General features: G+C 31.8%; 12 protein-coding genes. 9 read left to right on the top strand and 3 right to left on the bottom strand.

Going from position 1 to position 13,016, the window contains the following annotated elements; genetic code table 11:
• Positions 1-132 precede the first annotated feature (132 nt).
• Entirely contained in the window at positions 133-1,389 is a 1,257-nt protein-coding gene (locus tag CN601_RS02670) for a helix-turn-helix domain-containing protein (RefSeq protein WP_098169947.1), read from the top strand.
• 163 nt (positions 1,390-1,552) lie between these two features.
• Here CN601_RS02670 and CN601_RS02665 read toward each other — a convergent pair whose 3' ends face one another.
• On the bottom strand, positions 1,553-1,915 hold the full coding sequence (locus CN601_RS02665) for an LptM family lipoprotein (RefSeq protein ID WP_098169946.1): 363 nt from the start codon (positions 1,913-1,915) through the stop codon (positions 1,553-1,555).
• A gap of 317 nt (positions 1,916-2,232) precedes the next feature.
• On the opposite strand from CN601_RS02665, the gene bioD reads away from it, so the two are divergent.
• Both bioD and bioB read left to right on the top strand, forming a co-directional pair.
• Entirely contained in the window at positions 2,233-2,913 is a 681-nt protein-coding gene (bioD, locus tag CN601_RS02660; protein ID WP_179865410.1) for a dethiobiotin synthase, read from the top strand.
• A 23-nt stretch (positions 2,914-2,936) separates the two neighbouring features.
• Positions 2,937-3,932: a biotin synthase BioB gene (gene bioB / locus CN601_RS02655; RefSeq protein WP_098121564.1), complete on the top strand. Its 996-nt coding sequence runs from the start codon at positions 2,937-2,939 to the stop codon at positions 3,930-3,932.
• A gap of 83 nt (positions 3,933-4,015) precedes the next feature.
• On the opposite strand, the gene pgmB is transcribed toward bioB, so the two are convergent.
• On the bottom strand, positions 4,016-4,687 hold the full coding sequence (gene pgmB / locus CN601_RS02650) for a beta-phosphoglucomutase (RefSeq protein WP_098169944.1): 672 nt from the start codon (positions 4,685-4,687) through the stop codon (positions 4,016-4,018).
• 22 nt (positions 4,688-4,709) lie between these two features.
• Positions 4,710-5,729 (bottom strand): LacI family DNA-binding transcriptional regulator, encoded by a 1,020-nt coding sequence (locus CN601_RS02645; protein WP_098169943.1) that lies wholly within the window; start codon positions 5,727-5,729, stop codon positions 4,710-4,712.
• Positions 5,730-6,204: 475 nt separating this feature from the next.
• On the opposite strand from CN601_RS02645, the gene CN601_RS02640 reads away from it, so the two are divergent.
• The 6 genes from CN601_RS02640 to CN601_RS02615 all read left to right on the top strand — a co-directional run bounded on the left by CN601_RS02640 (position 6,205) and on the right by CN601_RS02615 (position 13,013).
• Positions 6,205-7,887 (top strand): alpha-amylase family glycosyl hydrolase, encoded by a 1,683-nt coding sequence (locus CN601_RS02640; protein ID WP_098169942.1) that lies wholly within the window; start codon positions 6,205-6,207, stop codon positions 7,885-7,887.
• An 11-nt stretch (positions 7,888-7,898) separates the two neighbouring features.
• Positions 7,899-9,188, top strand: a complete 1,290-nt coding sequence (locus CN601_RS02635; RefSeq protein ID WP_098169941.1) for an ABC transporter substrate-binding protein — start codon at positions 7,899-7,901, stop codon at positions 9,186-9,188.
• A gap of 162 nt (positions 9,189-9,350) precedes the next feature.
• Positions 9,351-10,235: a carbohydrate ABC transporter permease gene (locus tag CN601_RS02630; protein ID WP_098121569.1), complete on the top strand. Its 885-nt coding sequence runs from the start codon at positions 9,351-9,353 to the stop codon at positions 10,233-10,235.
• A complete protein-coding gene (locus tag CN601_RS02625) occupies positions 10,219-11,073 on the top strand; it encodes a carbohydrate ABC transporter permease (protein WP_098169940.1) in 855 nt (284 codons plus the stop codon). The genes CN601_RS02630 and CN601_RS02625 overlap by 17 nt, the downstream gene beginning before the upstream one ends.
• Positions 11,074-11,104: 31 nt before the next feature.
• Complete coding sequence (locus tag CN601_RS02620) at positions 11,105-12,163, top strand: zinc-dependent alcohol dehydrogenase (RefSeq protein ID WP_098169939.1); 1,059 nt, start codon at positions 11,105-11,107, stop codon at positions 12,161-12,163.
• 55 nt (positions 12,164-12,218) lie between these two features.
• Positions 12,219-13,013 carry a sugar phosphate isomerase/epimerase family protein gene (locus CN601_RS02615; RefSeq protein WP_098169938.1) on the top strand — a complete coding sequence of 265 codons (795 nt, stop codon included), beginning with the start codon at positions 12,219-12,221 and terminating at the stop codon, positions 13,011-13,013.
• Positions 13,014-13,016 lie beyond the last annotated feature (3 nt).

The following is a 13,016-nucleotide window of genomic DNA, read 5'->3' as shown; positions in this document are numbered from 1 at the left end:
ATAAGGGAGGATAACCGTGTGATGATTGAAATAATGGATCGTCAATTAATAGATTACGATATCGACCTAAATAAATAGCTAGAAAAAAACTTAAACAATCCTAGCTCCGTAAGTTAAATTAGGGGGAAAATCATGTTAGTCGGGAAAATAATAAAATTTTACCGTGTGAAAAATGGCCTAAGTCAAGCAATGTTATGCGAGGGAATATGTTCTAAATCTTACTTTAGTAGGTTCGAAAGTGGTAAGGCTACATGTTCCCCTGAAATTATAGATATATTTTCTAAACGATTAGGTATTGATTTGAGTGAAATACTTGAATCATATAGCCATATTGAAAAGTATTTAAATGATTTAAACTCAGCAATCATAATGCAAAAAACCGATCATATTGATCAAATTTATGATCAACTAAAAAATATATCCTTTATTTCGTCAACAAAATATGCGGTTCGATATTTACTATTATTGGCTAGATTTTATCTCTTTAAGAAAATGTTAAAACAAGCTAAAAAAACAATTGAAAAAATCGAAAACGAACACATTCAGCTTACGGATTATGAAAAAAATTTCTTACTGCATGTGAAAGGAATCTACTTCATTACTATTTACAGAACTACAGTAATCGATGATATGAAAGCGGCTGTGAGAGTTTTGAATCAGATAAATAATGATTCATATAGGAATAAAGAATATTATTACCACCTAGCACTTGCGTATTATTTTGCAGGATCGAATGTATTAGCATACATATATGCACGGAAAGCTCTAGAGTATTTTAATAAGACCTATAACTATGTTCAGGCAATAAATGCTCAGTCCTTATTATTATTTCAAGCCGATCATGACCAAGATATTAGTTTTGAAGAGTTGATTGAAAAATATCATAATTTAATTCGCAATTGCGAGAGTGTTGGCGCACATCTTCAAAAGGGTATTCTATTAAATAATTTAGGTGTTAAATATTTTAAAAGAGGAAGTTATGAAGTAGCCTCAAAATACTTTGAACAATCCTTACTCTTAACGGAAAATTACACGATTTATTATTTGAGACGGTATTACAATTATATCGAGGCATGTTTAGAAGGAAACTTGCTCCGAAAAGCTGAACTTTTGGAGTTAATCCAATTAGGAAGTAAACTAGCTGAAAAACGTCAAAGTTCAATCCATTGTACTTTATTTAAACTTTTAAGGTTGAACTGTGAAGGGAATAAAAAGGGATATTATAAGTTTTTGAGTGAAGTAGCGATTCCTCAATTTAAACAAACAAATAATATTCCTTATTACGAGCAGTATGGGAAAAAATTATATTCATATTATATTGTGCATAATCTGTATGAAAAAGCGATTGAATTAGATATGGAATTCAAACCAGCATCCTATATAAAATAGCAATACAAACTAAAACCTTGTCATTAAGACAAGGTTTTAGTTTTCGGTAGTCCTATAAAATTCTCCATTTAGTAGACAATATAGAATCTTTCCTTTAACTGATTACTTCAAAAATACTATTCCAAGTTTTCTATTATTTTAAAGCTGCACTATGTATAAGTGGTTATTCTTCAATTGTGGGTACACTACTAAATTGATAAAAATAATATTTTTGACTATTTATAAAAACTGTAAATCCTTTTTTACTAAGAGTAAGCTCTTTGTTGTTAAATTGATTATTCGTTATTACATATTTTAAGTTTGATTTTTTTACATAAGTTCCAGTATCTACTTTTTTGTATACAGATAAATCCGGATTATAATAATAGAATTTATTATGATCTTCTTGATCAAATACCATAGTCACCCGAGGTAATTTTTTACATAAATAGGTTCCCCTTAAACTATGATTCTCATCTTTTAAACCACATCCGCTAACTAAGATTAAAAAAACAATTGCAAATGTTTTACTAATTAATCTTTTCATTATAAATACTCCCGTCTTTTTATTTTCAACGGTTTTACACTTATCTAAGTTGAATATATCAAATAAACCAAGAATGTAGTAAAAAGACATATGTAAAAATTGGTAACTTTTTTAAGATAATTCCCGGTATGGTTAATGATTTGTAAATGTTATTCTACAAAAATGTATATGTTAACTTAAAATTAAATCAAGGTTGACATATAATTTAATTGCATGTAAATTTAATTTTGTCGGATTGTAAAATTTTACTAATTTGTCAAACTCATAAATTAATTTTGCTAAAGCTAGAGACAATGAAAAAAAGGTGGCTGCTTAAGATGGGAAAAGGATATTTTGTTACTGGAATTGATACAAATATTGGAAAAACCTATGTAACTACTCAGATGGTAGCATGTTTGCAAAATAAAGGTATTGATGCCATTCCTTATAAACCAATTCAGAGTGGAGTAGTTAAAGTAAATGATAGATTTATAGGCGAAGATGTAGCGTTTTATAAAGAAAAATTACCGCTTTTAGAAGACGATCATTACTACAATTCATACACACTTGAAACACCTGTTTCACCACATTTAGCTAGTAAACTAGAAAATGTTTTTATTGATGAGCAAGTTATTTTTGAAAAATATAAGCAATTAGAAAACAAACATGATGTTGTTTTTGTTGAAGGTGCCGGCGGAGTTGCAGTTCCAATAAAAGAAAACTTTGGCACGATTGATTTAATTAAGTTATTAAATCTACCTGTAATTCTTGTTACTACATTAAGTCTAGGAACGATTAATCATACAGTTTTAACAACTGAGTATTTAAAGTCACACCAAATTAATATTTTAGGCTTACTAATAAATAAGGTACCGTCTACGATGAGTGAAATGGAAAAAGATAGTTTAATGATGCTAGAGAAATTAACTAGTCAAGTCATATTAGGCGTTATACCGGAACAGTCGGACTTTTTTACGGAAGAGCATATTTTTGAAATTCAACAATTATTGACGAAATGATAAATGAATAGGAGCGACATAAAGTGAATTGGACTAATTTGGCACATGAAGTTATTTTAGGTAAGGAAATTTCAGACGAAGAAGCATTAAGTATATTATCATGTGAAGATGATGAGTTACTTTCACTTTTACAAGGGGCATTTATTATTCGCAAACACTATTATGGAAAAAAAGTTAAACTTAATATGATCATTAATGCTAAAAGTGGTTATTGCCCTGAGGATTGTGGCTATTGTTCACAGTCTTCAATTTCAAGTGCACCAATCGAAAAATATCCTTTTCTATCGAAAGAAGAAATTCTTGAGGGTGCAAAGCGTGCCTTTGATTTAAAGGCAGGTACATATTGTATAGTCGCAAGTGGACGCGGACCGACTAACAGGGATGTAAATGTTGTTTCTGATGCAGTTAAGGAAATTAAAGAATTATATGGTTTGAAAGTTTGTGCTTGTTTAGGACTTATTAAGGATCATCAAGCGAATGAACTTAAAGAAGCTGGGGTTGATCGATACAATCATAATTTAAACACATCAGCTGAACATCATAATTACATAACAACAACCCATACATATCAGGATCGAATTGATACGGTTGAAAAAGTTAAACAGTCGGGTATATCTCCATGTTCAGGGGCTATTATAGGGATGAAAGAAACAAAACAAGATGTTATTTCAATCGCGAGGTCATTACGACTATTGGATGCCGACTCTATTCCAGTAAACTTTTTACATGCGATTAATGGAACGAAGCTAGAAGGCGTGAACGAGTTAAATCCCCGTTATTGTTTAAAAGTGTTGGCACTTTTCCGATTCATTAATCCAACAAAAGAAATACGTATTTCAGGAGGACGTGAAGTAAATCTTCGAAGTTTACAACCACTTGGACTTTACGCCGCAAATAGTATTTTTATAGGTGATTATTTGACTACGGAAGGACAGGAAACAAATCGTGATCATGCGATGCTTGAAGATTTAGGTTTTGAAATTGAGTTGGTTGAAAAGCAAGAATTGATGTTATCGTAATTAAAAAAACGAAAATCTCTAAAAATGAGATTTTCGTTTTTTTGTAGCTTAATTATTATTCTTACATAATTAATTTGTGGAAATTATGATATTAAATACTTATCAATAATTCTATTAAGCTCTAATTCTTCTGTTGATGATAAGACTAAATTAGCATGGTTTAAAACAGTAGTGTCACCAATAGCAACTGAGTACATATTTGCAGCATTAATTGCATCAACACCAGCAGCAGCGTCCTCGACACCGATGCAATTTTCAGGATTAGCAGAAACTGCTTGGGCAGCTTTTAAAAATACCTCTGGATCCGGTTTTGAATTAGTGACAGTTGCAGCGTCAACGATGTGATCAAAATAGTCAGTAATTCCTAAAGCATTTGCTACCATTAATGCATTTTTTGATGCAGAGGCCATTGCAATTTTAATGCCTTCTTTTTTTATTTGAATTAAGAAAGATTCAATTCCAGGTAATAGATCCTTTTCAGAAATATTACGGATTAACTCAACATAATGAGTATTCTTTTTTGTTGCTAATTCAATTTTTTCAGCTTCGGAGAAATCACTTTGGCGGTTTCCTAGTTTCAGGATTCTTTCTAATGAGTCTGTTCGACTTACACCTTTTAGCGTTTCATTAAACTCACGATCAAAGAGAATTCCTAAATCTTCACCTAGCTTTTTCCATGCTAAATAATGAAATTCAGCAGTATCGGTAATTACACCATCTAAGTCAAATATAATTGCTTCAATTTGTTTTTTCAAAATGGTACCCCCATCATTTCAATCAATTTATTTTGGCAACTGATTTTCGTTCGATCAGCTTTGTTGGAACAATAATATGTTCTGTTTTTTCAGGTTCATTTTTTATGCGTTTAAAAAGTAAATCTGTCGCTGTTTCACCTAGCTTCATAACTGGAATTTCGATCCCAGTTAGAGGTGGAGAGAATAACGGTGAAAAAATGCCATTATTATATCCTATAATTGATAAATCTTTCGGAATTGATATGCCTAACTTTGCAGTTGTATTATAAAGACCAATAACTTTTAGATCATCTATTGCAAATATTGCAGTTGGTAAATCTTTAGATTTTAAAAGGGCTTCTGAAGTTTCATATGCTCTTTCCATTGTGTATCCGCTATCAATAATTCGATCGGAACGAAGTGGAATTCCGTTATCAATTAAACATTTTTTATAACCTTCCAATCTGTCAATTGAAACGTGGTAATCAAGAGAAGAATGAAGGCAAGCAATGTCAGTATGTCCCTGATTAATCAAGTGTTGGACTAGTTGATAACTGTCATTAAAATTATCAGTATCCACGGAATAGATGTGTTGATAGTTTCCTTCAACTCTTCCAATAACGACTACTGGAATTTCATATTTATCTAATTCTTTGAAAAAATCCTCATTTGCAGGCGAACTCAACATAAGAATTCCCTTAATCATTTTGCCGCGAATTTTCTCAATACATTTATCTAACTCATCTTTGCTATTTTTTGATGTTTGTATGATGACATCGAAATTTTCTACTTCTGATCTCGTTGATATAGAGTGAATAATTTCAGAGAAAAACGTGTTTCCAGCAGTTGTTTTCGTCGAACGAGACATTACCAAAATTGCATCAAATCCAGATGATGTAAGTGCCCTAGCTAACTTATTAGGTTGGTAATTTAATTCTTCTATTGCCTTCAATACTCGCAAGCGACTTTCTTCTGAAATATTGTCTTTATTATTAAGTACTCGAGATACAGTGGACTTTGAAACGTTAGCCACGCGAGCAATATCGTAAATTGTAGGGCCCATTTGTATGCTCCATTCATTTTTTATAATTTAGTAAAAACGTTTACATTTTATCTTTAATTAATTAGTTAAATTATTTTAGAAAAGAACTATTTAAAATAGAAAAGTTATATCGGAATATTATTTCTGGTTAGTAACTAGGAGCGGTTACCAGAAAAAATAGTGCTGATAATATATCATGATAGTAACGACTTTTTTTAAAATTTGTCAAGACTGTGAACATAGCATAGTGAAAAATTAACTATTTATTACTAGGGCAATTATATGGAGAATATAAAAAAGTAGCAATACTAAATGTTTAGTCATAAAGAATTAAGAAATCCGAATGAACGGATCAGAGTAAATTCAGATCAAAAAAAAAAATTTTTTTAAATTGACAGTAAGCGCTTTCTATAATATATTGAGTTTGGGAGCGGTACCAATCGAGTACCAATTTTTTTTACATCTCTGTGGGAGCGATACCACAAGGAGGAATCATATGAGTAAAATAAAAGAAAGATTAGCTTTTATTTATGAAAATGAAGATATAAATCGAATTAATAGTTTGATAGAGAAACGAATTGAAGAAGCAAAATTAAAAATTTCAAAAAAGAGAAAACAAAATTGGGACGAGTCAGATGTTGTTTTAATAACTTACGGTGATCAGTTTCGAGAAGAGGGAATACCAACTTTAGAAACCTTCAAAAAAATGTTTGATGAACATTTATCAAATAAATTTGAACTTGTTCACATTCTACCTTTTTACCCTTATACATCTGATGATGGTTTTTCAGTAGTTGACTATAAGAAAGTAGATCCAGCATTAGGGGATTGGTCACATATTGAAAGCTTATCAAATTCAGCAAGAATTATGTTTGATTATGTATGTAATCATATTTCTAGTAAGAGTGATTGGTTTCAAGGCTATTTGAACAATGATCCAAAATATAATAATTATTTCACTGAAATGGATCCATCAATTGATTTAAGCTCAGTGACTAGACCTAGGGCACTTCCATTACTATCAAAATTTAAATTAGCAAATGGTGAGGAAAAATACATTTGGACAACGTTTAGTGATGATCAAATTGACTTGAACTTTAGTAATCCACAAGTTTTATTAGATATGATTGATGTTTTACTATTTTACCTTGAACAAGGAGCAGAATATGTAAGACTTGATGCTGTAGGCTATATGTGGAAAGAAGTAGGTACATCTTGTATCCATCTTGAAAAAACACATGAAATCGTTAAATTATTCCGAGATTTATTAGATGAAGCAGCTAAGGGTACAGTAATGATTACTGAAACAAATGTACCTCACTTAGATAATATTTCGTACTTTGGTAACGGACATGATGAGGCTCACATGGTCTATCAATTTCCACTGCCTCCATTAGTCTTATATTCACTTCATAAAGGAAATGGAAGTGCATTAACTAATTGGGCGAAGAATCTTGAAGGTTCTGGAGAAGATACTACGTTCTTTAACTTCTTAGCTTCTCATGATGGAATTGGTTTAAATCCAATTCGTGGAATTATTCCTGAAGAAGAAATTTTATCATTAGTAGAAGAGTTAAAAGAAGAAGGAGCATTAGTAAATTATAAGAAGAATTCGGACGGTACTGAGAGTCCATATGAAATTAATGTAACTTACCTAGATGCTTTAAATAAACAATCTTCAAGTGATGACCAACGAGTAAAGAAATTCTTACTAGCACATTCAATCTTGTTAACATTCCAAGGTGTACCGGCAATTTATATTCAAAGTATGCTTGGCTCAAGAAATGATTATGCAGGCGTTGAAAAAACTGGTATGAATCGTTCAATTAATCGCCAAAAATATCCGCTTGTTGAAATTGAAAAAGAATTAAATGAAGAGGGAACTTTAAGAAATAAAGTTTTTACAGAACTGACAAACATTATTCAAGTACGTAAAGTAGAAAAACTATTTAATCCAAATGCAAAGATGGAAGTACTTGAACTGAATGATAAATTATTTGCTATTAAACGTACGAGTGAAGATGATCACATCATCATTCTTCATAATCTATCAAATGAACAAGTTTTATGTGGTTTAAATGGAAAGTATTTGAATATTTTAACTGGAGTTGTTGAAGAATTTAATGAATTTAATTCTTTAGAACCATATCAATTCCTTTGGTTAAAACCAGTAAATTAGGAGGAAGAACAATGAAGAAATTTCTAAGTATGTTCTTGGTTTTAATGTTAGCAGTCGGATTAACAGCTTGTGGTGGCGGTAAAAAAGAGAATGGTAAAGTAACAATTGAATTTATGCATTCTTCAGTTGAACAAGAAAGATTAGCGGTTATTACAGACTTAATTTCTAAATTTGAAAAAGCAAATCCAAATATTACAGTAAAGCAAGTTCCTGTTGAGGAAGATTCTTATAATACAAAGGTTGTAACTTTAGCAAGCTCTGGTAAACTTCCAGCAGTTATTGAAGTAGGACAAGATTATGCAAAAGTTATGGACAAGGATCAATTAATTGATAAAGATGCAGTAAAATCAGTCATCTCTAAAGTAGGAGAAGATAAGTATTACGAAGGTGCATTAAAGTTATTAAAAACTGAGGACGGAAAAGATTATACAGGTGTACCAATGAGTGGTTGGGTACAAGGAATTTGGTACAACAAGCAAATGCTTGCGGACAAAGGATTTTCTGAACCTAAAAACTGGGATGATATTTTAAAAGTTGCGAAGGCGTTTACAAATGCTGGAAGCAAAAAATACGGTATTGCACTTCCAACTGTTGAAGGTGGATTCTCTGAGCAAGCTTTCTCACAATTTGCTTTATCAAACAATGCAAATATGTTCGATAGTAAAGGTGATTTAACATTAAATACGCCTGAAATGAAAGAAGCTTTAAACTACTATAAAGAATTAGCAAAATACACAATGCCAGGTTCAAATGATGTTACTGAAGTAAAAGACGCATTTATGAATGGCTCTGCTCCAATGGCTGTTTATTCAACTTATATCCTTCCTTCAGTATATGAAGAAGGTAAAACAGACAATATTGGATTTGTGATTCCAACTGAAAAAACAAAAGCAGTATATGGAACAGTATCTGCATACACAATTTCTTCTGGTTTAGATGATGCACAAAAAGCTGCAGCTAAAAAATTAGTAGAGTTTATGGCAGAACCAGAAAATAATACGAAGTTAGTATTAATGTCTCCAGGTGGATCACAACCTGTAAATAAAGATGTAACAGAAAGCAAAGAATATAAAGAAAATAAAGTTGTGAATTCTTTTGGTGAACTTTCATCTGAAATCGCAAGCTCGTTTGATAACATTCAAGTATTTGGTCTTGTTGATAACAAGAACTACTTAAAAATGGGCGATGTTACAAGTTCAGGCGCAATTGCTAAGTTAATTAATGAAGTAACTGTTGGTGGAAAAAGTGTAGATTCTGCTGTTAAAGATGCGGGAGAAAAATTAAAAGGTGTATTAAAATAATTACTTTTTAATTCAATTTGTAATAGTTATTTAATTTTTAATTATTGAAAGTTGTTTAAGAAGAACGAACGCTTGAAAAGCAAGCTAAGTTGCTTTTTAAACAACTTTTCTTTATCACCAATCTATCGAGCGAGGAAATAGATTGTTTTTTAGGAGGTAGTTATGAAACCGATTGTCCGAAAAAAATCTGATATAAAACTAGCGCTAGCATTACTATTACCAAGTATTTTCTTACTATTGTTACTAGTTGCGTATCCAATGTTATCTAATATTAAAATAAGCTTTTTTGATCAACCAATTAACCCTAGATTAGCAGCTACATTTGTTGGTCTTTCTCATTACATTGATGTTATTAAAGATATTGAGTTTTATAAATCTTTAGGTCTTACAATTTTATATACAGTTTTAACTGTAGTTGGTAGTACAGCAGTTGGTCTTGCGGTAGCATTGTTCTTCAATCGCCCATTTAAGTTTCGAAAAACAGCTCGTTCTTTAATTATTCTATCTTATGTAACACCATCTATTTCACTAGTTTTTGCTTGGAAATATATGTTCAATAACACATATGGGATTATCAATTACTTAGGTACAGATGTTTTCCATCTATTTAAAACTGCTCCGTTATGGTTTGATAATCCAGTTAGTAGTTTTATAGTCGTAGTTGTTTTCGCTATTTGGAAGTACTTCCCATATGCGTTTATATCGTTCTTAGCAATTTTGCAAACGGTTGATAAAACATTATATGAAGCAGCTGAAATCGACGGGGCTACACTTTGGCAAAAATTTAAAGTTGTAACTTTACCTGCGATCATGCCAGTACTTCTAACTGTTGTAACTTTACGATTTATTTGGATGTTCTATATGTTTACAGATGTTTATTTATTAACAAACAAAGTAAATATTTTAGGTATTTATTTATATGAAACAGCGTTTGCTTTCAATAATTTAGGAAAAGCTTCGGCAATTTCCGTTATCTTATTCATTATCTTATTCATTGTTATTATCGTATCAAGAAAGAAGGTGAACTTAAATGGCAGCAGTAAGTAGTAAAAGAAACAAAATTATTAAGAAGACTGGATTTTACGTTGTACTAATCCTTCTTTTAGGAATCATGTTATTTCCATTCTTTATCATGCTAATGACGTCATTAAAAAGTTCAAAAGAAGCAATTGCAACACATCCAACAATCTTACCGCATCAATGGACTTTCCAGCATTATATCGATATTTTTAACCCGACAATATTCCCATATTTAAACTACTTTAAAAATAGTTTAATTGTTTCGCTAATCGCAGCTGCTTTATCAGTTGTACTAGGAATATTAGGAGCTTACGCTTTATCAAAACTTAAATTTAAAGGAAGAGTAACGATCAACGCTAGTTTTTACACAGTTTATATGTTTTCAGGGATTTTACTAGTAGTTCCTTTATTCAAAATCATTTCTGGCTTTGGGTTATATGACACAAAACTGGCTTTAATTATTACGATGATCGTCCAAACTCTTCCAACAGCAATATTTATGTTAAAGAGTTATTTCGATACAATTCCAGAAGATTTAGAAGAAGCGGCTATGATTGATGGTTTAAGTCGAATAAAAATAATCATCTATATCATTATTCCATTGTCAATTTCGGGCATAGTATCAGTTTTCGTATATGCTTTCATGATTGCATGGAATGACTATTTATTTGCATCAATTTTCTTATCGAGTTCAGAAAACTTTACGTTACCGATTGGATTAAATACTTTATTTAGCACGCCAGATTATGTATGGGGTCGTATGATGGCAGCCTCATTGGTTACAGCTATACCAGTAGTTATTATGTATGCAATATCAGAGCACTTTATTAAGGGCAATTTAACTGAAGGTGGAGTAAAAGGCTAAACAATTTTTTACTGAAGGGATGAAATAATAAATGAAAAAGTTAGTAGCAGTTGAACCAAGAGTTGCAGCATTAGTTGAGTATGAAGATCGCCAAGTAAAACCAAATGAAGTGAAAATTAAAGTAGAATTTGCATCTCCAAAGCACGGCACAGAAGTTGTTGATTTTAGAGGACTTAGCCCGTTTATTGATGAGGAGTTCAATGAAGAGTGGAAAATGTTTATGCCACGCGAAGAAGGAACTGCTAGAGGAATTGTCTTTGGAGAATTTCAATTAGGAAACATGGTTGTCGGTAGCATTTGTGAAATTGGTAATGAAGTAACTGAGTATAAACTAGGAGATCAAGTTTGTACTTACGGCCCAATTATGGAAACTGTCATCGTGAATGCAGTAGATAACTATAAATTACGTAAAATGCCTGAAGGATCTTCTTGGAAAAATGCAGTTTATTATGATCCAGCACAATTTGCAATGAGCGGAGTTAGAGACGCAAATGTTAGAGCAGGTGACTATGTTGTAGTAATTGGTTTAGGGGCGATTGGACAAATTGCAATTCAATTAGCAAAGAAAGCTGGAGCGAGTATTGTAATCGGTGTAGATCCAATTAGTCACAGATGTGATATCGCTTTAAAAAATGGAGCGGACTATTGTTTTGATCCGACAGCATGCGATTTAGGATATGAAATTAAAAAAATTACAAATAAACTAGGTGCAGATTCAATTATTGAAACAAGTGGTGTTTCAAGTGCACTGCAAGCAGCATTAAGAGGAATTGCATACGGTGGAACAATTTCTTATATCGCATTTGCTAAGCCTTTCCCAGATGGATTTAATCTTGGTCGTGAAGCACATTTTAACAATGCTAAAATCGTCTTTTCAAGAGGCAGTAGTGAGCCAAACACTGACTACCCTCGTTGGGATCGTAAACGAATCGAAAATACTTGTTGGGAATTATTAATGAACGGTTATTTAAACTGTGAAGATTTAATTGAACCAGTTGTTTCATTTAATGAAGTAGCGGAATCATATATGGAATTTGTAGACCAAAAGCCAGAGCTAAGTATTAAGATGGGTGTTCAATTTAATAAGTAAGTGATGATAATTTTGGGAGTGTATTACACTCCCATCTGTTTAGGAGTGAATATTATTGAAAATCGGAACACAAAATCAAGCTTTCTTCCCAGAGAACATTAAAGAAAAATTTAACTATTTAAAAGAAATCGGTTTTGAAGGTTTTGAAATCGATGGCAAATATTTAGTTGAACATTTAGATGAAGTGAAAGAAGCAATCGCTGAGACTGGATTGCCTGTAACAACAGCTTGCGGTGGTTATGATGGCTGGATCGGAGACTTTATTGAAGAACGTCGTTTAAGAGGGTTAGCTGAAATTGAAGAGATATTAAAAGCATTAAAAGAAGTTGGAGGTAAAGGAATTGTAGTTCCTGCAGCATGGGGGATGTTTACATTCCGATTACCACCTATGTCTTCACCAAGAAGCTTAGACGGTGATAGAAAAGCTGTTACTGATTCTCTAGCATTTCTAGATAAAGTAGCAGGTGAAACCGGAACTACTATTTATTTAGAACCTTTAAATCGTTACCAAGACCATATGATTAATACTTTAGCTGATGCACGCAAATATATTGAGGATAATCAATTTAAAAACGTCAAAATTATTGCTGATTTTTATCACATGAATATTGAAGAAGATAGTATTTCAGAAGCACTTAACATTAATAGTGATTTAGTTGAACATGTACACATTGCAGATAATCATCGTTTCCAGCCTGGCAGTGGTTCATTAGATTTTAAAAAGCATTTTAATCAATTAAAAAGTGATGGTTATGAAGGGTTTTTAACATTTGAGTGCCGTGTACGTGGAAATAACTTAGAGGATGAATATATTAAAGCATTTCACCATATAAAAGAAGCTCTGGCTTGAGAG

Origin of the sequence: Bacillus sp. AFS017336, from assembly GCF_002555445.1 — a bacterium.
Lineage (GTDB): Bacteria > Bacillota > Bacilli > Bacillales > Bacillaceae_G > Gottfriedia.
The sequence above is the reverse complement of the archived record's forward strand: the minus strand, read 5'-3'. Positions and strand labels throughout refer to the sequence as shown.